21 protein-coding genes are annotated in these 21,929 nt (G+C 74.0%); 10 read left to right on the top strand and 11 right to left on the bottom strand.

Annotated features, from left to right (window positions below):
• Window positions 1-53: 53 nt before the first annotated feature.
• The 3 genes from QSK03_RS02865 to QSK03_RS02855 all read left to right on the top strand — a co-directional run bounded on the left by QSK03_RS02865 (window position 54) and on the right by QSK03_RS02855 (window position 3,601).
• A complete protein-coding gene (locus QSK03_RS02865) occupies window positions 54-833 on the top strand; it encodes a TspO-related membrane protein (RefSeq protein ID WP_285648439.1) in 780 nt (259 codons plus the stop codon).
• A 333-nt stretch (window positions 834-1,166) separates the two neighbouring features.
• Window positions 1,167-2,276 carry an alpha/beta hydrolase gene (locus tag QSK03_RS02860; protein ID WP_285648438.1) on the top strand — a complete coding sequence of 370 codons (1,110 nt, stop codon included), beginning with the start codon at window positions 1,167-1,169 and terminating at the stop codon, window positions 2,274-2,276.
• Between the two features lie 32 nt (window positions 2,277-2,308).
• A complete protein-coding gene (locus QSK03_RS02855; RefSeq protein ID WP_285648437.1) occupies window positions 2,309-3,601 on the top strand; it encodes an Nramp family divalent metal transporter in 1,293 nt (430 codons plus the stop codon).
• A gap of 55 nt (window positions 3,602-3,656) precedes the next feature.
• Here the strand turns inward: QSK03_RS02855 and QSK03_RS02850 are convergent, their stop codons facing one another.
• Window positions 3,657-4,580 (bottom strand): NADP-dependent oxidoreductase, encoded by a 924-nt coding sequence (locus QSK03_RS02850; RefSeq protein ID WP_285648436.1) that lies wholly within the window; start codon window positions 4,578-4,580, stop codon window positions 3,657-3,659.
• A gap of 50 nt (window positions 4,581-4,630) precedes the next feature.
• Here QSK03_RS02850 and QSK03_RS02845 point away from each other — a divergent pair, with 50 nt between their 5' ends.
• Window positions 4,631-5,122 carry a methylated-DNA--[protein]-cysteine S-methyltransferase gene (locus tag QSK03_RS02845; RefSeq protein WP_285648435.1) on the top strand — a complete coding sequence of 164 codons (492 nt, stop codon included), beginning with the start codon at window positions 4,631-4,633 and terminating at the stop codon, window positions 5,120-5,122.
• A gap of 412 nt (window positions 5,123-5,534) precedes the next feature.
• Here QSK03_RS02845 and QSK03_RS02840 read toward each other — a convergent pair whose 3' ends face one another.
• From QSK03_RS02840 to QSK03_RS02830, 3 genes are read right to left on the bottom strand one after another with little or no spacing between them, the layout of a single operon-like run.
• A complete protein-coding gene (locus tag QSK03_RS02840; RefSeq protein ID WP_285648434.1) occupies window positions 5,535-6,338 on the bottom strand; it encodes an SDR family NAD(P)-dependent oxidoreductase in 804 nt (267 codons plus the stop codon).
• Window positions 6,339-6,341: 3 nt separating this feature from the next.
• Window positions 6,342-7,193, bottom strand: a complete 852-nt coding sequence (locus tag QSK03_RS02835; RefSeq protein ID WP_285648433.1) for a 3-hydroxyacyl-CoA dehydrogenase family protein — start codon at window positions 7,191-7,193, stop codon at window positions 6,342-6,344.
• A gap of 53 nt (window positions 7,194-7,246) precedes the next feature.
• A complete protein-coding gene (locus tag QSK03_RS02830) occupies window positions 7,247-8,170 on the bottom strand; it encodes a LysR family transcriptional regulator (RefSeq protein ID WP_285648432.1) in 924 nt (307 codons plus the stop codon).
• 111 nt (window positions 8,171-8,281) lie between these two features.
• Between QSK03_RS02830 and QSK03_RS02825 the strand changes: the two genes are divergently transcribed.
• Window positions 8,282-9,490 (top strand): MFS transporter, encoded by a 1,209-nt coding sequence (locus tag QSK03_RS02825; RefSeq protein ID WP_285648431.1) that lies wholly within the window; start codon window positions 8,282-8,284, stop codon window positions 9,488-9,490.
• Between the two features lie 52 nt (window positions 9,491-9,542).
• Here the strand turns inward: QSK03_RS02825 and QSK03_RS02820 are convergent, their stop codons facing one another.
• Window positions 9,543-10,460, bottom strand: coding sequence for an AEC family transporter (locus QSK03_RS02820; RefSeq protein ID WP_285648430.1), 918 nt, complete (start codon window positions 10,458-10,460; stop codon window positions 9,543-9,545).
• A gap of 50 nt (window positions 10,461-10,510) precedes the next feature.
• On the opposite strand from QSK03_RS02820, the gene QSK03_RS02815 reads away from it, so the two are divergent.
• On the top strand, window positions 10,511-11,272 hold the full coding sequence (locus QSK03_RS02815) for an SDR family NAD(P)-dependent oxidoreductase (protein ID WP_285648429.1): 762 nt from the start codon (window positions 10,511-10,513) through the stop codon (window positions 11,270-11,272).
• 1 nt (window position 11,273) lies between these two features.
• Here QSK03_RS02815 and QSK03_RS02810 read toward each other — a convergent pair whose 3' ends face one another.
• The gene (locus tag QSK03_RS02810) at window positions 11,274-12,059 is read right to left on the bottom strand and encodes a helical backbone metal receptor (protein ID WP_285648428.1); all 786 of its coding nucleotides are present in this window, start codon (window positions 12,057-12,059) and stop codon (window positions 11,274-11,276) included.
• A gap of 74 nt (window positions 12,060-12,133) precedes the next feature.
• Here QSK03_RS02810 and QSK03_RS02805 point away from each other — a divergent pair, with 74 nt between their 5' ends.
• Window positions 12,134-13,492, top strand: a complete 1,359-nt coding sequence (locus tag QSK03_RS02805) for a wax ester/triacylglycerol synthase family O-acyltransferase (RefSeq protein ID WP_285648427.1) — start codon at window positions 12,134-12,136, stop codon at window positions 13,490-13,492.
• A 39-nt stretch (window positions 13,493-13,531) separates the two neighbouring features.
• Here the strand turns inward: QSK03_RS02805 and icmF are convergent, their stop codons facing one another.
• On the bottom strand, window positions 13,532-16,768 hold the full coding sequence (gene icmF, locus QSK03_RS02800) for a fused isobutyryl-CoA mutase/GTPase IcmF (protein ID WP_285648426.1): 3,237 nt from the start codon (window positions 16,766-16,768) through the stop codon (window positions 13,532-13,534).
• A gap of 225 nt (window positions 16,769-16,993) precedes the next feature.
• Here icmF and QSK03_RS02795 point away from each other — a divergent pair, with 225 nt between their 5' ends.
• Both QSK03_RS02795 and QSK03_RS02790 read left to right on the top strand, forming a co-directional pair.
• Window positions 16,994-17,977 carry a proprotein convertase P-domain-containing protein gene (locus QSK03_RS02795; RefSeq protein WP_285648425.1) on the top strand — a complete coding sequence of 328 codons (984 nt, stop codon included), beginning with the start codon at window positions 16,994-16,996 and terminating at the stop codon, window positions 17,975-17,977.
• A 331-nt stretch (window positions 17,978-18,308) separates the two neighbouring features.
• Window positions 18,309-18,464, top strand: a complete 156-nt coding sequence (locus QSK03_RS02790) for a hypothetical protein (protein WP_274199477.1) — start codon at window positions 18,309-18,311, stop codon at window positions 18,462-18,464.
• A gap of 120 nt (window positions 18,465-18,584) precedes the next feature.
• On the opposite strand, the gene QSK03_RS02785 is transcribed toward QSK03_RS02790, so the two are convergent.
• The 3 genes from QSK03_RS02785 to QSK03_RS02775 are packed head-to-tail and all read right to left on the bottom strand — an operon-like array spanning window position 18,585 to window position 20,543.
• Window positions 18,585-19,130, bottom strand: a complete 546-nt coding sequence (locus tag QSK03_RS02785; RefSeq protein WP_285648424.1) for a nitronate monooxygenase — start codon at window positions 19,128-19,130, stop codon at window positions 18,585-18,587.
• Between the two features lie 43 nt (window positions 19,131-19,173).
• Window positions 19,174-19,677: a 2'-5' RNA ligase family protein gene (locus QSK03_RS02780; RefSeq protein ID WP_285648423.1), complete on the bottom strand. Its 504-nt coding sequence runs from the start codon at window positions 19,675-19,677 to the stop codon at window positions 19,174-19,176.
• Window positions 19,674-20,543 (bottom strand): pseudouridine synthase, encoded by an 870-nt coding sequence (locus QSK03_RS02775; RefSeq protein WP_502872119.1) that lies wholly within the window; start codon window positions 20,541-20,543, stop codon window positions 19,674-19,676. Before QSK03_RS02775 ends, QSK03_RS02780 begins: the two co-directional genes overlap by 4 nt.
• A gap of 182 nt (window positions 20,544-20,725) precedes the next feature.
• On the opposite strand from QSK03_RS02775, the gene QSK03_RS02770 reads away from it, so the two are divergent.
• Window positions 20,726-21,760, top strand: a complete 1,035-nt coding sequence (locus QSK03_RS02770; protein ID WP_285648421.1) for a methyltransferase — start codon at window positions 20,726-20,728, stop codon at window positions 21,758-21,760.
• Here the strand turns inward: QSK03_RS02770 and QSK03_RS02765 are convergent.
• The gene (locus tag QSK03_RS02765; RefSeq protein WP_285648420.1) at window positions 21,757-21,909 is read right to left on the bottom strand and encodes a hypothetical protein; all 153 of its coding nucleotides are present in this window, start codon (window positions 21,907-21,909) and stop codon (window positions 21,757-21,759) included. The two genes, QSK03_RS02770 and QSK03_RS02765, sit on opposite strands and share 4 nt — an antisense overlap.
• Between the last annotated feature and the right edge of the window lie 20 nt (window positions 21,910-21,929).

Here is a 21,929-nt window from a genome sequence, read left to right as displayed (position 1 = left end):
CGACACACCGAGTAATCTCGACCGTCGAGACATTCGATCGTGGAGGAGAAACCGTGACGACTCCGGCTGACCGCGTCCGCGCCGGCGCCCTGCTCGCCGGGACCCTGCTGCAGCTCGTGGTCGGCGGGCTGGGCGGCTCCGGGGCTTTCGGCCTGTCGGTCGGCGTGGTGGCGAGGGAGAACACCACCGTCGTCATGCCCGTGCCGGCGGCGTTCTCGATCTGGGGCGTGATCTACGCGGCGCTGCTGCTCCTCGCCGTGCGGCAGGCCCTGCCCGGTCAGCCCGCGCGCGCCGTGCACCGGGCCACGGGCTGGTGGCTCGTCGCGTCGACGCTGCTCAACGCGGGCTGGATCCTCGCGTTCTCCGCGCAGCTGGTGGTGATCGCCCAGGTGATCATCGTCGGGCTGCTCGTGGTGCTCGCCGTGGCGCTGGCGCAGCTGTCGGCGTACCGGGCGGAGGGCCCGGCCGACCGCCTGCTGCTGCACGGCCCCGTCGCCCTCTACGCGGGGTGGGTGAGCGTCGCGACCGTGGTCGGCGCGGCCACCACCGGCACGTTCCTCGGCGCACCGGGGGCCGGCGGCGTGGCGACCGTCCTCGGCACCCTGGTCCTGCTGGTCACCGGCGCGATCGCCGGCGTCGTCGTCGGCCGCTGCGGCGGGGCGCTCCCGTTCGCGGCGTCCGTGGTGTGGGCGCTGGGCGCGATCGTCGCCATGGTCCCGCCCCTGCCCGTCACCCTGGCGGCGCTCGCGGCCCTCGTCGCCGTCCTCGCCGTCCTGGCCCGCCGCGTCCTCGTCGCCCCACCCGCCACCCGCCTCCCCGCCGCCTTCGGCTGAGGGGTGCGCGCGGGCCGGGGGGGAGGCGAGGTCCGGGGTGGTGTCTGCCTGGCGTCCGCGCCGGCGTTCACCGTCAGGTAACCCACCACGATCACCGGCGGTCCCGGGCGCACACGGGGTGTGCGAGCAATGCGGCTTTCCTGGCGTGTGACGCCAGGATCGCCACACGCTCGGTGCGGCGACACGCCGGGAACGTGGCCGGGTGCCGGCGAGCCGACGCGCGAAGGGCACGCTCCGCAGGTCCCGCACCCCGTTGATCATGTCCACCGTGCCCCTCGGCACTCCGGCCCGCCGCACCCGGCGCCGCACCCGCCCGCGTGGTGAGGTGATCACGTGCTGGTGTGGCTCGTGCGCGCAGGGGCGGTGGTCTGGCTCCTCGCGGTGCTGGTCGTCGCCGTCGGCACGTACGCGCCGCGGCTGCCGGTGATCGGGTTCCTCGGGTCGTTCGTCACCGGGCAGTACCCGCTGCACGCCGCGCTGGCGGGCGTCGTCGGCGTCGGGCTCGCCGGTCTCGCGTGGAACCTCGGCGCCCGCCGCGACGGGCCGCCGATGCTGGTGATCGCCCTGCTCGCGACGGTCGCCCTCGTCGGCGTCGTGATCTCCCAGGCGCGCGCCGCCGACACGACGATCGACTGGTGGGCGGCGCTGACCGTCACCGGGCAGCCCGACGGGCACCCCGATCGCACCGACCAGTACGGCGTCGACGCCGACGGGCGACCCCTGCACCTCGACCTCTACCGGCCCACCGGCCCCGGACCGCACCCCGTCGTCGTCTGGGTGCACGGCGGCAGCTGGGTGCGGGGCGAGCGCACGGACCGCACCGCGCTGTGCCGCTGGCTCGCCGACCGGGGCCACGCCGTCGTCGCCGTCGAGTACCGCCTGCCGCCGCCCGCGCCGGTGGGGGAGGGGCAGCGCCGCGACGTGGCCGCCGCCGCGTCGTGGGCCGTCGAGCACGCCGCGGAGGAGCACCTCGACCCGGACCGGGTCGTCCTCGCCGGCCAGTCCGCCGGGGCGACGCTCGCGCTGAGCACGACCGCCGGGATCCTCGCCGGCGAGCTCACCGGCCCGCGACCCCGCGCCGTCGTCGCCCACTACCCGGTGACGGACCTGCGCGCGATCGCCCCGCAGCTCCAGGACGCGGTGCTGGGCGGGCCCGCCGCGCAGCACCCGGCACGGACCCGCGACGGATCCCCCGCCGACCTCGTGCGCCCCGACCTCCCGCCGACCCTGCTCGTGCTCGGCGCCGCCGACCACTTCGTCTTCCCCGACCGCGTCCGCGCCTACGACCGCGCCCTGCGCGCCGCCGGCGTCCCCGGCCGGCTGGTCGAGGTGCCCCACGCCGACCACGTCTTCGACTTCCCCTTCGGCAGCCCCGGCGCGCAGATGACGCGCCCGCAGGTCGCCGCGTTCCTCGCCGAGCACGTCGGCACGCGCACACCGTGACCGGATGAGCACTCCGTGGTGAACTGCCCCGTATGACCGATCGTGAGGTCGACGCCGCGGACACCACCGAGACGCCGCGACGGCGCTGGAGCATCGTCGGGCCGGGGATCGTCGTCGCGGCGACAGGTGTCGGCGCGGGCGATCTCGTCGCGACGCTCGTCGCCGGCTCGGAGTACGGCTACACGCTGCTGTGGGCCGTGGTCGTCGGTGTGATCGTCAAGATCGCGCTGGCCGAGGCCACGGGACGCTGGCACCTCGCGACCGGCTCGACGATCTTCGCGGGCTGGCGCTCGCTCGGCCCGTGGACGACGGTGTACTTCGTCGTCTACGTGGCCATCTGGGGCTTCGTCTACGGCGCGACGGCGATGACGTCCTCGGCGCTGCCGCTCGCGGCGATGTTCGGCGGCTCGATCCCGGCGTGGGGCATCCCGTGCGGGCTGGTGGGGCTCGTGCTCGTGTGGTTCGGCTCGTACCCGCTGTTCGAGAAGATCATGACGGTCCTGGTGGGCGTCATGTTCGTCGTCGTGGTGGGCCTCGCGATCCTCGTGCTGCCCGACGTGCCCGCCATGCTCGCCGGCCTGGTCCCGAAGCTGCCGGCGGGTTCGGGGATCTACACGCTCGGGCTGGTCGGCGGCGTCGGCGGCACGGTGACGATGGCCGCGTACGGCTACTGGGTCAACGCCAAGGGCTGGCGGGACAGCTCGTGGATGAAGGTCATGCGCCTGGACAACCGCGTCGCCTACATCACCACGGGGATCTTCGTGGCCGCGATGCTGGTCGTCGGCGCCGAGCTGCTCTACACGGCCAACATCGCGCTCGTCGAGAGCGACCGCGGCCTGCTCGACCTCGACGCGATCCTCTCCCAGCGCTTCGGCCCGGTGATCGCGACGCTGTTCCTCGTCGGGTTCTTCGCGACGTCGTTCTCGTCGCTGCTCGGGGTCTGGCAGGGCGTGAGCCTCATGGTCACCGACTTCGTGCGGACCCGGCGCGAGGCCGTCGCGAGGACCCCCGACGAGCTGGCCGCCGCGGGCCAGCTCCACGAGGACGCCGAGCGCAGCCTCCCGTTCCGCGCCTACCTGCTGTGGCTGACGTTCCCGCCGATGCTGCTGCTGTTCCTCGGCCGGCCGTTCGCGCTGGTCGTCGCCTACGGCGCGCTCGGGGCGTTCTTCATGCCGTTCCTGGCGATCACGCTGCTGTGGCTGCTCGGCAGCAGCCGCGCCCCACGGGAGTGGCGCAACGGGTGGCTCTCGACGACGTTGCTCGTCGGCGCCGCGGTCCTGTTCCTCGTGCTCTGCGTGACCGAGCTGATGGACACCTTCGGCTAGGGCCCATGTGAGCAGTTGCGGGCCCCGTAGGGCACGCAACTGCTCACGAGGGACCTCAGAACGTCAGGACGAGCCGGCCGCGGACGCCGCCGGCCTCGAGGCGGCGGTGGGCCTCGGCCGCCTTCTCGGCGGGGATCGTGTCCGCGACGCGCAGGGTCAGCGCGCCCTCGTCGCACTGGCGCCGCAGCCGGTCGAGTGCGGCGTGGTCGGTGGCGACGTCGCGCACGAGCACCGGGTGCCACGTGATGCCCCGCTCGTCGGCGCCCCGGTGGCCGCGGACCGTGGCGATCCCGCCCCCGTCCCGGAGGGCGTCGAGCAGGGCGTCGCCCTGCAGCGATCCGTCGACCAGCGCGTCCACGCCGCCGGGCTGGCTCTCGCGGATGCGGGCGGCCACGTCGTCGCCGCGGCGCACGACGACGTCGGCGCCGAGCCCGCGCACCAGCGACTCGTCGGCCTCCGACGCGTCCGCGACGACGGTGAGCCGGTCGGCCTTCGCGAGCTGCACCACGTAGCCACCGAGCGCCCCCGCCGCCCCCGTCACCGCGACCGTGGCGCCCGGCTGCAGCGCCAGGGTGTCGAGGGCCAGGCGCGCGGTCAGCGCATTCATCGGCAGCGTCGCCGCCTCCGCCGCCGACGCACCGGCCGGCGCCCGCACCACTGACCCGGCCGGCACCACGACCTGCTCGGCGTACGCGCCGTGGCTGCCGTCGGGGACGACGATCGCCATCGCGGCGTCGCCGACGTGCAGCTCGGTGTCGGTGCCCTCGCCGATCTCGTCGACCTCGCCGGCCGCGTCCATGCCCGGCACGTAGGGCGGCGGGTCCTTGCGCTGGCGTTCGGCCCGCGACCCGTCCCGAGCGAGCGTGTCGGTCGGGTTGACCGCGGCCGCACGCACCCGCAGCCGCACCTCGCCGGGCCCGGCGTGGGGCTCGGGCAGCTCGACGACCTCGAGGGCGTCGGGCCCTCCGTATGAGTTCACTCCGATGGCTCGCACGTGTCGTGCCTACCCGGTGGGGTAGACCGGGACGCGTGCGCTGCTTCCGCGTCGTCGACAGCCCGATCGGCCCGCTCACCCTCACCTGGGACGCCGCCGCGAGCGCCGTGCGCGGGCTGCACGTCCACGACCAGCGTGACCGCGACCCGGACCCGTCCTTCGGCGCGCCCGACGACGGTCGCTGCGGCGCCCTCGACGACCTCGCGGGCGAGCTCGACGAGTACTTCGCGGGGGAGCGGCGCCGGTTCACGCTGCCCGTCGAGCCGCCGGGCACCCCTTTCGCGCGATCGGTGTGGGCCGCGCTGCGCGACGTCCCGTACGGCGCGACGACCACCTACGGGACGCTCGCGGCGGCGATCGGGAGCCCGCGCGCGGCGCAAGCCGTCGGGACGGCGAATGCTCGTAATCCGATCAGCCTTCTCGTTCCCTGTCACCGCGTCCTGTCCGCGGCGGGGCGTCCCTCGGGTGGGGGACCGGGGATACGACGCAAGCGTTTGCTGTTGTCGCTGGAGCGCCGCGACCCTTGACCGGCCCGGTCACGGGAGTATGTTCGGTCGTGTCGTTGTGGTGACGATCACACGAGCTGAGGGCTGATCCGCCGCAGTCACGACCGATGGTCTCCGACCGGATCGAGGTGATGGATTGGACGCAGGGAACACCCCGCACCGCATCACGAGGACCCGGTCGACCCGGCGCCGCACCGCGCACGGGAGCTGATCGACAGCAGACTCCACGCCGCTGAGCGCATGCAGGCGGTCGGTGGGACGACCGGGACCGTGCGGGTCCCGAGCTGACACTTCCTCCCAGATCACGAACCGGCGTCCCGATCACGGGGCGCCGGTTCGTGCATGTGGGGGTTCGGTCGATCGCAGTGATCAACGGGGACTTCCGACGCCTAGAAGCAGTGACATACCCGTTCGCTGCAACAGACCCCGGACCTCAGTAGTGCACGACGCCCCGCTCGCCGCCGCCGGCCGCGACGGTGTCGCCGGTGACCGCGACGGCGCGGGGCGAGGCGAGGAACACGACGACGTCGGCGACCTCGTCCGCGGTGATGATCCGCCGCAGGCTGGTGCCCGCCGCGAGCTCCGCCCGGACCTCGTCCTCGGACCGCCCCGTCGACTCCATGCGGGACGCGACCATCCCCGGCGTCCGTTCGGTCTCGGTGTAGCCCGGGTGCACGACGACGACGCCGACACCGTGCGGGCCGAGGTCGTCGGCGAGGTTGGCGGTCAGCGCCGCGACGCCGACGTTGCGGATCGTCCCGGCGATGGAGCCGGTGCGCCGCGCGTTGAGCCCCGAGATGTTGACGATGCGGCCCCAGCCCTGCGCGGTCATGTGCGGGGCGACCGCGCGGGCGGTGCGCAGGTAGCCGAGCACCTTGGTGTCGACCTCGGAGAGCACCGCGTCGTCGGTCAGCTCGGTCAGCGGCGGGATCGGCGAGCCGCCCGCCGGGCGCGCGGCGGCATTGACCAGCACGTCCACGCCGCCGAGCTCGTCGACCACCCGGGCGACCATCGCCCGCACCGACGCGTCGTCGGTGGTGTCGGCGACGATCGTCAGCACCCGCGACGCCGGGCCGGCCGCGCGCACGCGCCCGGCCGCGGCCTCCAGCGCCTCGGCGTCGCGGGCCACGAGCACGACGTGCGCGCCCTCGGTGGCCAGCACCCGCGCGCACGACAGCCCGATGCCGCGCGACGCGCCGGTGACGACGGCGACGCGCCCGCCCAGTCCCAGGTCCACGGCTCAGCTCCAGTCGTAGAAACCGCGCCCGGACTTCTGCCCGAGCTCGCCGCGCTCCACCTTGTCCCGCAGCAGCTGCGGGGGTGTGAACCGCGGGCCGAGCTCCGTCGTGAGGTGCTCGGCGATCGCGAGCCGCACGTCGAGCCCGACCACGTCGGTCAGCCGCAGCGGGCCCATCGGCCAGCGGTAGCCGAGCTGCATCCCGGTGTCGATGTCCTCCGGGCTCGCGACCCCCTCCTCGACCATCCGGATGGCCTCGAGGCCGACGGTCAGCCCGAGGCGCGAGGTGGCGAAGCCGGGGGCGTCGTTGACGACGATCGCGGTCTTGCCCAGCGCGTCCACCCACTCGCGGGTGGCGCTCGTCGTCTCCTCCGACGTCCCCGGGTGCACCACCAGCTCGACGAGCTTCTGCGCGGGCACCGGGTTGAAGAAGTGCATGCCGATGACGCGGTCGCCGGGCAGGTCGGCCGCGATCGCCGCGATCGAGAGCGACGACGTGTTGGACGCGAGGACCGCGCCGGGGCAGGCGCGGGCGGCGCCGCCGAGCACGGTCTGCTTGAGGTCGACCCGCTCGGGGACGGCCTCGATGACGATCGCCGCGTCGTCCGTCAGCTCGGCGACGTCGGTGGCGAGGGTCAGGCGGGCGAGCAGGTCGTCGCGCGTCGTGCCCTCGGGCAGCTTCCCGCGCGACGCCGCGCCGTCGACGCTCGTCTCCACCGCCTGCCGCGACGCGTCGACGCGGGAGGCGTCGGCCTCCACCAGGGCCACCGGCGATCCGGCGGCGAGCAGGACGTGGGCGATCCCGGCGCCCATCGTCCCGCCGCCGATGACCGCGGCCGTCGGGCGTGCATCCACGAGTTCTCGAACCTCCAGGGTCGTGTGTGTGGCCGCCGGTATCTCAGCACGACTCACGACTGCGCGAGCGCCAACGAGACGTGATCGGGCATGAGCACCGCCGCCCGCGACACGAGCGCGAGGAAACGATTGGTCAGCGCGTCGGGCTCGGCGCCGGTGTAGGCGACGAGCTCGCGCTCGACGCGGGGGACCGGCCGGGCGATCGCGCCGATGAACTGCGGCGGGACGATCGCCGCGGGCACCAGCGACGGCCCGATCCCGGCCGCGGTGAGCAGCGGTGCGACCGCGGTCTGCTCGGTCCGGACGGCCACCTGGGGCCGATAGCCCACCTCCCGGCACGCGTCGAGCAGGACGTCCGACAGCGCGTGGTCCGGGGCGTACTGCACCCACGGGACGTGCTCGAGCCGGCTCAGGGCGATCTCGCCGGCGGCGGGGCGCATGAGGTCGTCGGCCCCCAGGTTGGGCGGCAGGAGCACGACCATCTCCTCGGTGCCGAGGCTGCGCTGTCGTCCACGCCACTGCGGCGGTACCGGCCCGACGCCGACGTCGGCCTGGCCCTCGGCGATCGCGGTGGCGAGCGCGTCGCCGTGCCGGTGCTCGTAGAGCCGCACGGTCACGTCCGGGTTCTCGGTGCGCCACCGCCGCAGCACGCCGGGGAGGAGCCCCAGGCTGACGGAGTACACGGTGGCCAGGCGCAGCTCGCCGCCCTCGGAGCCGGTGGCCGCCCGGGCGGCCGCGTCGCCGCGCTCGGCGGCCGTCACCGCGGTCCGGGCGTGGGGGAGCAGCGCCCGCCCGGTCGGGGTGAGAGCCACCGCACGGGGCAGGCGGCTGAAGAGTGATCCACCCAGCTCCTTCTCGAGCGTCGCGATCTGCTGCGAGAGGCCGGGCTGGGTGACGAACAGCCGGTCGGCGGCCCGCGTGAAGGAACCCTCGTCCACGACCGCGAGGAAGTACTCGAGCTGGCGGAGCGTCGGCATCAGCTCAGCTTATGACTTCTGACGAGAAGCTACTTCGACTTATGGCTCCTGGGCTCGCACGGTGGATGGCGACCGGATGAAGACCAGTCGTCCACCCCCGAGGAGCTCCCCGTGCCTCTGGCTCTGCTCGCCCTCGCCCTGGGCACCTTCGGCATCGGCACCACCGAGTTCGTGATCATGGGCTTGCTGCCCGAGGTCGCGGGCGATCTCGGTGTGCCGCTCAGCGAGGCCGGCCACCTCGTGTCCGCCTACGCCGCCGGCGTCGTCGTCGGCGCACCCCTGCTCGCCGGCGCGACCGTCAAGCTGCCCCGCCGCCCCGTCCTCATGGCCCTCATGGGCGTGTTCGCCGTCGGCAACCTCGCCTCGGCGATCGCGCCCGGGATCGGGTCGCTCATGGTCGTCCGCTTCCTCACCGGCCTGCCGCACGGCGCCTTCTTCGGCCTCGCGTCGGTGACCGCCGCGGCCATGGTCGGCCGCGACCGCCGCGCCACCGCCGTCTCGCGGGTCTTCCTCGGCCTGACCGTCGCCAACGTCGTCGGCGTGCCGCTCGCGACGCTGCTCGGCCAGGCCGCCGGCTGGCGCGCCACCTTCGCCGTCGTCGGCGTGATCGGGCTCGTCGCCCTCGGCGCCGTCGCCGCGTTCGTCCCCGCCGCCGCGCCCGCCGCGACCGGCAAGGGCGCCCTGCGCGGCGAGGTCGCGGCCCTGCGCCAGCCGCAGGTCGTGCTCTCCCTGGCGGCCGTGGTGTTCGGCTTCGGTGCGATGTTCGCCTGCTACAGCTACGTGACGCCGATGCTCACCGAGGTCGGCGGGTTCTCCACCGCCACGGTGACGCTGCTGCTCGCCGTCGTCGGCCTCGGCATGACCGCCGGCTCGGTGCTCGGCGGCCGCGCCGCCGACCGCGCCCCGCTCGGCACGCTCTACGTCTGCCTGCTCGCGCTGGCCGGTGTGCTCGTGAGCTTCGTCGTCACCGTGCACCACCCGGTGCTCGCGGTGCTCTCGCTGTTCGGCGCCGGCATGTTCTCGCTGGCCCTCGGCCCGGCGATCCAGACCCGCATCCTCGACCTCGTCGGCGAGGCGCCCACCGTGGCGTCGGCGGCCATCCAGTCGGCGTCGAACATCGCCAACTCGCTGGGCGCGTGGCTGGGCGGCATGGTCATCGCGGCCGGCCTCGGCTACCTCGCCCCCACGATCGTCGGCGCCGCCCTCGCCGTCGTCGGCCTCGCCGTCCTGGCGCTGTCCGGCGGCCTCGAGGTCCGCGGCCGCCGCCGGTCGGCGGCCGCCGAGGCGCCCGATGAGACCCGCGAGCTGGTGCCCGCCTGACTTCGTATGTGAGCGAACTTTGGTGCTATAGCACCAAAGTTCGCTCACATACCTACAGCGCCACCACCAGCAGCACCGGGACGCTGAGCAGGGTCGTGAGCAGGGCGGCGTCGCGGGCCAGGGCGACGCCGGTGTCGAAGCGCACCGCGTACCCGAAGACGTTCTGGGCCGTGGGCAGGGCGGCGCTGACCACGACGGTCAGCAACGCCGGGCCCGCGAGGCCGAACGCCAGGCCCAGTCCCCAGGCGATGACGGGATGCGCGAGGTTCTTCAGCACGATCACCGCGCCCAGGCACACGGGGTCGTCGTCGCGGCCCGGCCGCTGGGCGTGGGCCAGCGAGAGCCCGAAGGCCAGCAGCATCGCCGGCACCGCCAGGTCGGCCAGCAGCTCGACGGGTTCGAGCAGGCTCCCGGGCACCCGGACCCCGGCCACGTTCAGCGCGAGGCCCGCCACCGTCGCGATCAGCAACGGGTTGCGCAGCGGCGCCAGCAGCGCCCCGCCGAGACCCGCGGACTCCCCGCGGCGACGGGCGGCGACGGCGTCCAGCAGCGTCGTGTAGGCCGGCGTGAGCACCGCCAGCTGGAAGATCAGGGCCGGCGCGATCTCGGCGGCGCTGCCGAGCGCGTAGGTGGCGATCGGCAGGCCGAGGTTGCCGGCGTTGAGGTAGCCGCTCGCCATCGATCCGACGACCGTCTCGCCGCGCGGCCGGCGCCGCAGCATCCCGATCGGCACGTAGAGCAGGCACACCGCCACCGCCGCGAGGGCGGTGACGACGAGCCCCGTCGACAGGACCCGCGCCACGTCCGCCCGCAGCAGCGTGACGAAGAGCAGCGCGGGGCTCGCCACGAAGAACGCCGTCCGGGACAGGACCTCCGTGGCCCCGTCGGGGAGCACCCCGAGGCGCCCCACGAGGATCCCCACGGCGACGACGACGCCGATGACGACGAAGCCCTCGACCACACCGCTCACGTGCCGACCACCCGACGAGCCTAGGCACGGACCGCTACGGTCCCTCGGCCATGGGCATCCTCGATCGCTTCCGCCTCGACGACCGCGTCGCCGTGATCACCGGCGCCAGTTCCGGGCTCGGTGCCGTGTTCGCCACCGCGCTGGCCGAGGCCGGCGCCGACGTCGTGCTGGGCGCGCGGCGCACCGAGAAGCTGGAGGACACGCGCAAGGCCGTCGAGGAGCGCGGGCGCCGAGCGGTCACCGTGCGCACCGACGTCGCCTCGCCCGAGGACTGCCGCGCGCTCGCCGACGCCGCGGTGAACGAGCTCGGACGCCTCGACATCCTGGTCAACAACGCCGGGATCGGCACCGCCTACCCCGCGACGAAGGAGACGCCGGAGCAGTTCCGCGAGGTGATCGACATCAACCTCAACGGCTGCTATTGGATGGCGCAGGCCGTCGCGCACCACATGGCGCCCGGCAGCGCGATCGTCAACGTCTCGAGCATCCTGGGCCTGACCACGGCGGCCCTGCCGCAGGCCGCGTACTCGGCGTCGAAGGCGGGCCTGCTCGGCCTGACCCGCGACCTCGCCCAGCAGTGGACCGGCCGCAAGGGCATCCGCGTCAACGCCCTCGCGCCCGGTTTCTTCACCTCGGAGATGACCGACAGCTACCACGAGGGCTACCTCGAGACGATGATGCCGCGGGTCCTCGCCAACCGGATCGGCGATCCGGAGGAGCTCGCGGCGGCCCTGGTGTTCCTCGTGTCCGACGCCGGGTCCTACGTCACGGGCACCACGCTGACCGTCGACGGCGGCGTCACGACGACCTGAGCTATGGCCTGAGCGATGTCACCCCGAGCTGCTCGGGCAGGACCCGGGCGGCCTCGAGCAGGCTGGGCCCGTACCAGGTGAGCAGGCGCCCGCTGACCAGCGCCGACGGCGCCGCGAAGCTCTCCGGCCCGTCCTCGGCGGTGAACGTGTACGGCTCGTCGGGCAGCACGACGAGGTCGTGCGCGGGCAGGTCGGCGGGGTCGAAGCGCGGGTAGCGCTCGGGGCTGTCGCCGAGCACGTTCTCCACGCCCAGGCGGTCGAGGACCGCGCCCGTGAACGTGTCCGAGCCGACCGCCATCCACGGCTTGCGCCAGATCGGCACGACGGCGCGTCGCGGCGTCTCGGGCAGCGGGAGGGTGTCCCAGGCGGCGCGCGCCCCGTCGATCCAGGCCGGGCGCTCGAGCCCGCACGCGGCGAGCATCCGCTCCAGCGAGCGCAACGCCCCGTCCACGGTCCGGATGTCGGTGACGTAGACGGCGAGGCCGGCCGCGCGCAGCTTCTCCAGCTCGCCGGGCTTGTTCTCCTCGGCGTTGGCGAGCACGAGGTCGGGGCGCAGGCCGACGATCGTGTCGATGTCGGGGTTCTTCGTCCCCCGCACGCGCGTGACGTCGTGGTCGTCGAGGTCGGGCGGGTGCGTGCACCAGTCGGTCGCCCCGACGAGCAGGCCGGGCGCGGTGACGCCCACGGCCTCGGTGAGCGAGGGGACGAGGCTGACCACGCGCCGGACGGTCTCGGGGAGCGGGACGCGGCGGTCCTCGTCGTCCCGCACGTACATGCCGGCGTTCATGCCCCCAGCGTGCCACCGCGAGACATCCGATACCGTCGGTACCGGCATTCTCGTGTGATCGGAGGACCACCCCCGTGGACCGATGGGCGTCGGGCATCGACACCGCGTGGCTGCAGCTCGAGCAGCCCACCAACCGGATGGTGGTGCACGGGATCCTCTTCTGCGAGGGGCCGGTGGACCTGGACGCGCTGCGCGAGCGCGTCCAGGACCGCTGGGTCGCCGCCTATCCCGGGCTGCGGCAGCGGCCGACGTGGACGGTCGGGCAGCTCGGCCCGGCTCGGTGGGTCGACGCCGCGCCGGACCTGGACGAGCACGTCCGGACCGTCGCACTCCCCGCGCCGGGTGACGACGCCGCCCTCGCCCGTCATGTCGGTGCCGCCATGTCCGAGCCGCTGCCCGCGGACCGGCCGTGGTGGTCGCTGCACCTCGTGACGGGCTACCGGGGTGACGGGTCGGCGCTGCTCGTCAACATCCACCACGGCCTCGCCGACGGTGTCGCGCTGAACCATCTGTTCCACGTGCTCGCCGACGAGCCGGCCGCCGAGGGGACACCGACCGCCTACGCCGAGGCCCCCCGCCGCCCGCGCCGTGCCCACGACTGGCGCCTGCTGCACCGGGAGGCGCGCCAGCGGGTCGCCGACCTGCGCGGGAAGGTCCGGGCGGCCGGGACGTCGGAGGGGGCCGCCGAGCTGCGTGCCACCGGCCGGGCGGTGCGGACCTCGACGGCGATGCTCACCCGCCCGCCGCAGGACCCGCCCTCGGCGCTGCAGGGCCGACCGGGCCCGGCGAAGTCGGCGCGGTGGACGTCGATGGTGCCGCTGGAGACGGTGAAGGCCGCCGGCAAGCCCGCCGGCGGCAGCGTCAACGACGTCCTCTGCGCCGCCATCGCCGGGGCGCTGCGGGAGTTCCTCGGCGAGAACACCCCGCGCCTGCGCGCCGTGATGCCGATCAACATGCGCCCGCTGGACCGCCCGATCTCCGACGAGCTCGGCAACGAGGTGGGGCTCGTGCTCCCGCCCCTGCCCACCGACGAGCCCGACCCGGGGCGGCGCGTGGAGCGGGTGCACGCCGCGATGGCGACGATCAAGCGCACCGACCAGGCCCTGGCCACCTTCGCGGGGATCGCCGGGTCGGGGCACGGACGGCCGGAGTGGACCCGGGCGCTCGTGGCCCGCTACGCGACGACCTCGTCGGTGATCATCTCGAACGTGCCGGGCCCGGTCGCGCCGCTGACGATCGCCGGCACGCGCGTCCGCGACGCCCTGTTCTGGGTGCCCTGCTCCGGGGACCTCGCCCTCGGCGTCTCGATCCTGAGCTACGCCGGGCGCGTGCGCCTCGGGGTCCGGGCCGACACGGCGATCCTCGGCGGCGAAGCCGGCGTCGACCGCTTCGTCGCCGCCCTCGACGCCCAGCTCGCCTCGTTATGTGAGTAGTTGGGGCCCCTATCGGGGCGCCAACTACTCACATACGGGCTACATCGAGCGGCGGTACTGCCCGCCGACCTCGAAGAAGGCGTCGGTGAGCTGGCCCAGGGTGCAGACGCGGGCCGCGGACATCAGCGCGGCGAAGACGTTCTCGCCCGAGGTCGCCGCGTCCTGCAGGCGCCGCAGGGCCTCGGGAGCCGAGTCGGCGTGGCGGGCCTGGAAGTCCGCGACGCGCTCGAGCTGGCCCTTCTTCTCCTCCTCGGTGCCCCGCGAAAGCTCCAGCTCCGGGGCCTCCTGCTCCGCGTCCTGCGGGGGCAGGAAGGTGTTGACGCCGACGATCGGCAGCGAGCCGTCGTGCTTGCGCGACTCGTAGAGCATCGACTCGTCCTGGATCTTGCCGCGCTGGTACCCGGTCTCCATCGCGCCGAGGACACCGCCGCGCTCGGCGATCGAGTCGAACTCCTTGAGCACGGCCTCTTCCACGAGGTCGGTCAGCTCGTCGACGACGAAGGAACCCTGCAGCGGGTTCTCGTTCATCGACAGGCCCCACTCGCGGTTGATGATCAGCTGGATGGCCAGCGCGCGGCGCACCGACTCCTGCGACGGGGTGGTCACCGCCTCGTCGTAGGCGTTGGTGTGCAGGGAGTTCGCGTTGTCGTAGAGCGCGCAGAGCGCCTGCAGCGTCGTGCGGATGTCGTTGAAGTTCATCTCCTGCGCGTGCAGCGACCGCCCCGAGGTCTGCACGTGGTACTTCAGCTTCTGACTGCGCTCGTTGGCGCCGTAGCGCTCGCGCATGGCGACCGCCCAGATGCGGCGCGCCACCCGCCCGATGACGGAGTACTCGGCGTCCATGCCGTTGGAGAAGAAGAACGACAGGTTCGGCGCGAAGTCGTCGATGTCCATGCCCCGCGCGAGGTAGGACTCGACGTAGGTGAAGCCGTTCGCCAGCGTGAACGCGAGCTGCGAGATGGGGTTCGCCCCGGCCTCCGCGATGTGGTAGCCGGAGATCGACACCGAGTAGAAGTTCCGCACCTTGTGCGCGATGAACCACTCCTGGATGTCGGCCATCATCCGCAGCGAGAACTCGGTGGAGAAGATGCAGGTGTTCTGGCCCTGGTCCTCCTTGAGGATGTCGGCCTGCACCGTGCCGCGGACGTTCTCGTAGGCGTGCGCCGCCAGCTCGGCCCGCTCGTCCTCGCCCGGCTCCCGTCCGTGCTCGGTGGTGAACGCGTCCACCTGCTGGTCGACCGCGGTGTTGAGGAAGTAGGCGAGGATCGCCGGCGCCGGACCGTTGATCGTCATCGACACCGACGTGCTCGGCGAGGTCAGGTCGAAGCCCGAGTACAGCACCTTCATGTCGTCGAGCGAGGCGATCGAGACGCCCGAGGTGCCGACCTTGCCGTAGACGTCGGGCGGGGTCGCCGGGTCGTGCCCGTAGAGCGTCACCGAGTCGAACGCGGTCGACAGGCGCTTGGCCGGCGAGTCCTCCGAGAGGTAGTGGAAGCGCCGGTTGGTGCGGAACGCGTCGCCCTCGCCGGCGAACATGCGGGCCGGGTCCTCGCCCTCGCGCTTGAACGCGAACACCCCGGCGGTGAACGGGAAGTGCCCCGGCAGGTTCTCGCGGCGCAGGAAGCGCAGGACCTCCTCGTCGGCCGTGAACGGGGGCAGCGCGACCCGGTGGACCTTGGTGCCCGAGAGCGTCTCGCGGGTGAGCTGCGTGCGCAGCTCCTTGTCGCGGACGTGCACCACCATCTCGTCGCCCGCGTAGTCGTCGACGGTCTGCGGCCAGCCCTCGAGCAGCGCCGCGGCCTCGCCGGGCAGGTCGCGCTCGGCCTCGGCCAGCACGGCCGGCAGCTCGCCCGCGTCCCGGTCGCCGAGGGCCTCGGCGGCGGTGCGCAGCGCCGCGCGGCGGCGGGCCGCGGTGACCATCATGTCCGTGTCCTGGTGGTACGACCGCACCGTCCCGGCGACGTCGGCGAGGTACCGGGCGCGCTCGGGCGGGATCGAGGCCGCGAAGTCGGTGGAGACCTTCGAGTCCGGGATCGTCAGCCGGCCGTCGCCGACGGTGAGGCCGTGCCCGCCGAGCATCCCGCGCAGGTGGCCGTAGAGGGCGGTGACGCCGTCGTCGTGGAACGTGGCGGCGCTGGTGCCGAAGACGGGCATGTCCTCCCACGAGGCCCCGAACGCGTCGCGGTTGCGCACCAGCTGGCGCGCGACGTCGCGGCGGGCGTCGTCGGCACCGCGGCGCTCGAACTTGTTGATCGCGACGGCGTCGGCGAAGTCCAGCATGTCGATCTTCTCGAGCTGGGACGCGGCGCCGAACTCCGGCGTCATGACGTACAGCGAGGAGTCGACGAAGTCGACGATCCCGGCGTCGCCCTGGCCGATGCCGGGGGTCTCGACGATGACGAGGTCGGCACCCGAGGCGCGCAGCAGCAGGATCGCGTCGGACAGGTTCTCCGGCAGCGTGCCCCCGCCTCCGCGGGAGGCCATCGAGCGGAAGTAGACCTGCGCCCCGCCGAGCGAGTTCATGCGGATGCGGTCGCCGAGCAGCGCGCCGCCGCCCTTGCGCCGCGTCGGGTCGACGGCGAGGACCGCGATGCGGAGCTTGTCCTCCTGGTCGAGGCGGAAGCGGCGCACCAGCTCGTCGGTCAGCGACGACTTGCCCGACCCGCCCGTGCCGGTGATCCCGAGGACCGGGACGGCCTTCCCCTCGACGGCCGAGCGTGCCCGGTCCCGGACCTCGCCGGGCAGGGCGCCGGCCTCGGCGACCGAGAGCGCACGAGCCAGGGTCGCCGGCTCGCCGGTGAACACGCCGTCCCAGCTCGTCGGGGGCTGCGCGCCGAGGTCGGCGTCGCACGCCCGGATCATCGTGTTGATCATCCCCGGCAGGCCCATGCGCTGGCCGTCGGTCGGGGAGAAGATGTGGGCGACGCCGTGGGCGTGCAGCCGGTCGATCTCGTCCTGGACGATGACGCCGCCACCGCCGCCGTAGACCTTGACGTGTCCGGCGCCGCGCTCGCGCAGCAGGTCGACGAGGTACGAGAAGTACTCGACGTGGCCGCCCTGGTAGGAGCTGATCGCGACGCCGTGGGCGTCCTCCTGGATCGCGGCGGAGACCACCTCGTCGACCGAGCGGTTGTGCCCGAGGTGCACGACCTCGGCGCCCTGGCGCTGCAGGATCCGCCGCATGATGTTGATCGCCGCGTCGTGCCCGTCGAACAGGCTCGCCGCGGTGACGAAGCGGATGGGGTTCTCCGGGACGTACAGCTCGTCGTCCGTCATCGGTCCTCGCAGTCCGGGTCGGTGCCTCGGCCCCGAATAGTAGGACGTCAAAGCGTTTTGCGTGGGGCGACACACGTCACTCACTCAACGACGTCGTGGACTAGGCTTTCCGGGTGAACACGGGCGACGAGCGGCGAGTTTCAGTTACTCTCCGTCTCATCAGCCACGGAGGGTGAGGAACCCGACGGGTTGTCCCCCGCACCCTGCGCGCCCCGGGAGCCCTCCATGAGCACCACCACCCCGCCCGGTTCGTTCCCCGTTGCCGAGGGCGACCCGTCCGCCCGGCCGACCGCCGTCGTCGGTCAGGCGGCCCAGCCCACCGCGGTGGTCGGCCCCGGGCCGGGCACGGACGCGCCGGCGGTGTCCCCACCGGGCGCCACCTCCGGCACCGATCCGTCCGGACAGCACGGCCAGCCGACCCTCGTGCCCGGCCAGCAGCCCGGCTACGACCAGCCTCTGTACGGCCAGCCCCAGCAGCAGCCCGGCTACGGCCCGCCCGTGTACGGCCAGCCCTTCCAGCAGCAGCCGGGCTACGGCCAGCCCGGCTACGGCCAGCCCGGCTACGGCCAGCCCGGCTACGGCCAGCCGGGCTACGGCCAGCCGGGCTACGGCCAGCCGGGTTACGGCCAGCCGGGTTACGGCCAGGCCGGCTATCCCCAGCCCGGCTACGGCGCCCCCGGCCAGCCCCCGACCGGCGGGATGCCGGGCTACGGGGGGCAGCCTCCGGCGCCACGCAAGCGCGGCTGGATCGGGTGGGTGATCGGCGGCGTCGCGCTGCTCCTCGTGATCGGCATCGTGGGCGCCGTCCTGCTGCTCTCGGGCGGCAGCACCTACATCGGCGTCTCCGGTGAGCGCGTGGCGATCCCGGACGCCAACCCCGCCGGCATCACCGACGCGATCGTCGTCGACGGGTCCGGCCAGGTGCAGAGCGTGCACGTCGAGGTGACGATCTCGCATCCCTACACCTGCGACCTCACCGTCTCGCTGATCTCGCCGCAGGGCACCGAGATCCCGCTGGCCGACCCGCCGACCTGCGACCGCGCCAACCCGAACCTGGGCGTGAACCTCGACAGCACCGCGCCGGGCAGCCCGCTCGCCCCGCTCGTGGGCCAGGAGGCCGGCGGCGAGTGGCGTCTGCACGTCGTCGACGCGGTCGGCATCGACCAGGGCGCGATCACCGGGTGGGGCCTCACGGTCCAGACCGGCTGAGCTGTCCGGCCCAGCGTCTCGGGGAATGAACGGAGCTCTCGCTGCTTCGGATGCAGCGAGAGCTCCGTTCGTTCGTCCCTGTGGTCCGTCATCCAGGCCTCGCCCGCCCGCGCAACGGGGGTCGCGGGAATTAATGGTCGATCACGTCCGAGATGAGCGCGCGGTAGCCCGGTAGCGTCGCGAACTTCGACACGACGTGTCCGTTCGTCGTCCAGCATGTGGCGTGAACGGAGGATGTAGGAATGGTCCGGTTGCCGAGTGTTCTTCACCAGGTGCTCGGGTATCTGGCAGCCCACCGGCCCCAACGGGCAATGTTGACCAAGGAGTAGCAGTGATCATTCTCGGAGTCATCCTGATCATCATCGGGGCCATCACCGGCATCTCGATCCTGTACACGATCGGCGCGATCCTCGCGGTCGTCGGTCTCGTGCTCACGATCCTGGGTGCCGTCGGCCGCGGTGTGGGTGGCCGCAAGACCTACTTCTGAGCGATCGGTCCAGCCCGACGGCCCGTCACCCGCGTGGTGGCGGGCCGTCGGTGTGTCCGGGTCAGGACGCGCGGCGCTCCCGATCGAGGCGAGCGACGATCTCGCCGGCCGGTTCCCCGGTCACCGCCTGCCACCCGGTGGCCGCTCGCGACGCTGCTGCCCGCCGTCCGCGCCGCGACCGATGGCCCGCGCCTCGGCCTCCGAGGTCACCGTGGCCACGAGCGCGGCGCCCGTCGCGCGCAGCGCCCCGAGCCGGTCCGCGGACGGCAGCGCGAACGTCACCGACACCACCGCGGGACGGTGCCGCGCGAGCACCGCGATCTTGTCGTCGACCGCGTCGTCGTCGGCGCGGGGCTCGCCGAGCGCCACGCCCTGGCGCGCGGCCTCGCCCTGCAGGCTCGCGGCGTAGGTCGCGATCGCCGCGGCGCGGGCCGCCGGGTCCGGATCGGGGCCGGCCGGCAGGAAGAGGTTCACGCCGAAGGGCCGGTCGCTGCGGTCCGCGAGATCGGTCAGCTGCCCGTCGAGGGCCTCCGCCGTGAGGTAGCCGCCCGCGAGGAACCCCATCCCGCCCGCGGCGGCGACGGCGGCCACCAGCGCGGGCGTCGACGGGCCGCCCGCCATCGGGGCGGCCACCACGGGCACGTCGAGCGGGGGGAGCTCCGGCACGGTCGACCAGCCTGCCCGAGCGGGCCGGCCGCCGCCGCACGGGTCAGCCGCCGAACGGGAACTCGCCCGCGCCCTCCCACGGCCCGCCGCGGTAGTGCCACAGCCCGAGCCCGGTGATCGTCGCCGTCCACGGCACGTGCTCGGCGGTGAGCTCGGCGAGGGTCGTGCGGGCGGTCGCCGCGTCGACCTTGTTCTGCACGGTGACGTGCGGACGCAGCCGCTGGCGATCCTGGCGGGTGAGGTCGCCGGTGAACCGGTCGGCGACGCGCTCGTGCACCGCGGCCAGCCCGGGGGCGTCGACGGGGTGCGCCACGCCCCGCCCCAGCGACACGGGCGCGCCGATCACCGCCGGGATCGGCGCCCGGTCGGTGACCGCGGCGAGCACGTCGGCCACCGCGTCGAAGCGGGCGCCGGGCAGGGCGTGGAAGAGCGTGAGGTGCGCGCCCACGACGCGTCGACCGGCCGGGAACCAGCGCCGCCTGCGATCGTCGAGCTCGTCCTGGGAGGCGGTGTCGAGGAGCGCGGTGACGATCAGCGGATCGGTCACGGTCCGGCCGCCCAGCCGTCCGGGTCGTCCCACGCCTGCAACGTGCGACGGCTGACGAACCGCCGCCCGACGCCGCCGCGGGGGTCGGGGAAGGCGAGCTCGCGGGCCAGCAGCTGCAGCGGCGCCCGGAAGTCGTCGAGCGGGACGTCGCGCACCGCGGGGTAGAAGGGGTCGCCGAGCAGTGGCAGCCCGAGCGAGGCCATGTGCACCCGCAGCTGGTGGGTGCGCCCGGTGTGCGGGGTGAGCCGGTAGCGGGCCCGGCCCGCGCGGACGTCGATCAGCTCGACGAGCGTCTCGGCGTTCGGCTCGCCGGGTGTCTCGTACGCGGTGACGACGCCGCGCTCCTTGACGATCCGGCTCCGCACCACCCGCGGCAGGTCGACCGACGGGTCGTACGGGGCGACCGCCTCGTAGACCTTGGCGACGCGCCGGTCGCGGAAGAGGTTCTGGTAGGTCCCGCGCCGGTCGCGGTCGGCGACGAACAGCACGAGACCCGCCGTGACGCGGTCGAGCCGGTGGGCCGGGCTCAGGTCGGGCAGCCCGAGCTCGTGGCGCAGCCGCACCAGGGCGGTCTCGCGGACGTGGCGCCCCCGCGGGATCGTCGCGAGGAAGTGCGGCTTGTCGACCACGACGATCTCGTCGTCGCGGTGCACGACCTCGACCGCGAACGGCACCGGCGCCTCGTCGGGCAGGTCGCGGTGGAACCACACCACCGCCCGCGGGACGAACGGGGCGTCCGGACCCAGCGGGCCGTCGTCGCCGACGATCCGGCCCTCGGCGAGCATCGCGTCGACCCGCGCCGAGGGCACCGGCAGCCGGTCCACGAGGTGGTCGCGCAGCGTCGACCAGGGCCCGTCGTCGGGCATCCGCACCCGCGCCGGGTCGAGCCCGTCCCGCGGCGGCAGCGGCGGGGGACGACGACGGGACACCTCCGCGAGCCTACGGGCGGGCCGAGCGGGGGAACGGCGCGCTCCGAGCGGACCAATTCGGGGCGCGCCCGGCGCCGCGTCCGCCACAGTCGGTCTCCACTGGGGGAGGGGGGACCACGATGACCAGCACCGACACGACCGCCGTCGCCGACCCGGCCGAACGGGACCGGCTCCTGGAGCTGCTGACCGCGTACTGGCGCACCCAGATCGTCGGCCTCACCGCCGAGCTGGGTCTGGCCGACGAGCTCGCGGACGGCCCGCGCGACGTCGCCGAGCTGGCCGCGCGCACCGGCACCGACGCCGGGCAGCTCGCGCGTCTCCTGCGGGCCCTCGACGGGTTCGGCCTCGTGGCGGGCCTCGACGACGGCCGCTACGCGACGACCCCCGCGGGCCGCTGGCTCGAGCGGGACCGGCCCGGCGGCATCCACGCCCGCGCGCTGCTCGTGCGCCGGCTCTGGTACCCGTCGTGGGACGGCCTGCTCGCGTCGCTGCGCGACGGGCGCAGCGGGTTCGAGCACCGCTTCGGCGCCCCGCTGTTCGAGCACCTCGCCGCGCACCCCGACACGAACGCGCTCTTCGACGCCACGATGTCGGGATCGACGGGCGTCGCCGCGGACGAGGTCGCGGCGGTCTACGACACCACGTGGGCCCGCACGCTGGTGGACCTCGGCGGCGGTACCGGCGCGCTGCTCGGCGGCCTGCTCCGGCGCAACCCGGACGCCCGGGGCGTGCTGGTCGAGACCGGTCCGGTCGCCGAGCGGGCCCGGGCGACGCTGGCGGCCGGCGGCCTCGACGGGCGCTGCGAGGTGCGGGTCGGCGACTTCTTCGCCGACGTGCTGGGGGGCGCGGACCTCTACCTGCTGTCGTGGATCGTCCACGACTCTGACGACGAGCCGGCCGGGCGACTGCTCGCGCGCTGCCGGCGGGCGATGGGACCGCGGGCGCGGCTGCTCGTGCTCGAGATCGTGCTGCCCGAACGCCCGGAACCCATGACGGCCGGGCTCTCCGACCTGCACATGATGGCCGTCGTCGGCGGGCGCGAGCGCACCGAGGCCGAGTACGACCGGCTGTTCGCCGCGGCCGGCATGGAGCGGGTCGCGACGATCCCGACGACCGGGCTGCGCGCCGTCCTCGAGGTCCGGGTGGCCGGCTAGATCAGTGCTCTCGCGAAGCCGGTCGCGACGCGGTCCAGCGTCCGCGTGGGGACGTCGCGGTAGCCGGGCGTCGTGTGGTGGCGCCACATGCGCTCGGCGAACGTCCAGGCGAGGTCGCGGGTGCCGACGACGAGCAGGTCGCCGAGCACGTTGCCCGCCCTGTCGAAGA

This window comes from Actinomycetospora sp. NBRC 106375 (assembly GCF_030269665.1).
Classification (GTDB): domain Bacteria; phylum Actinomycetota; class Actinomycetes; order Mycobacteriales; family Pseudonocardiaceae; genus Actinomycetospora.
Note: the sequence above shows the minus strand (reverse complement) of the source record. Positions and strands in the feature narration are given on the sequence as shown.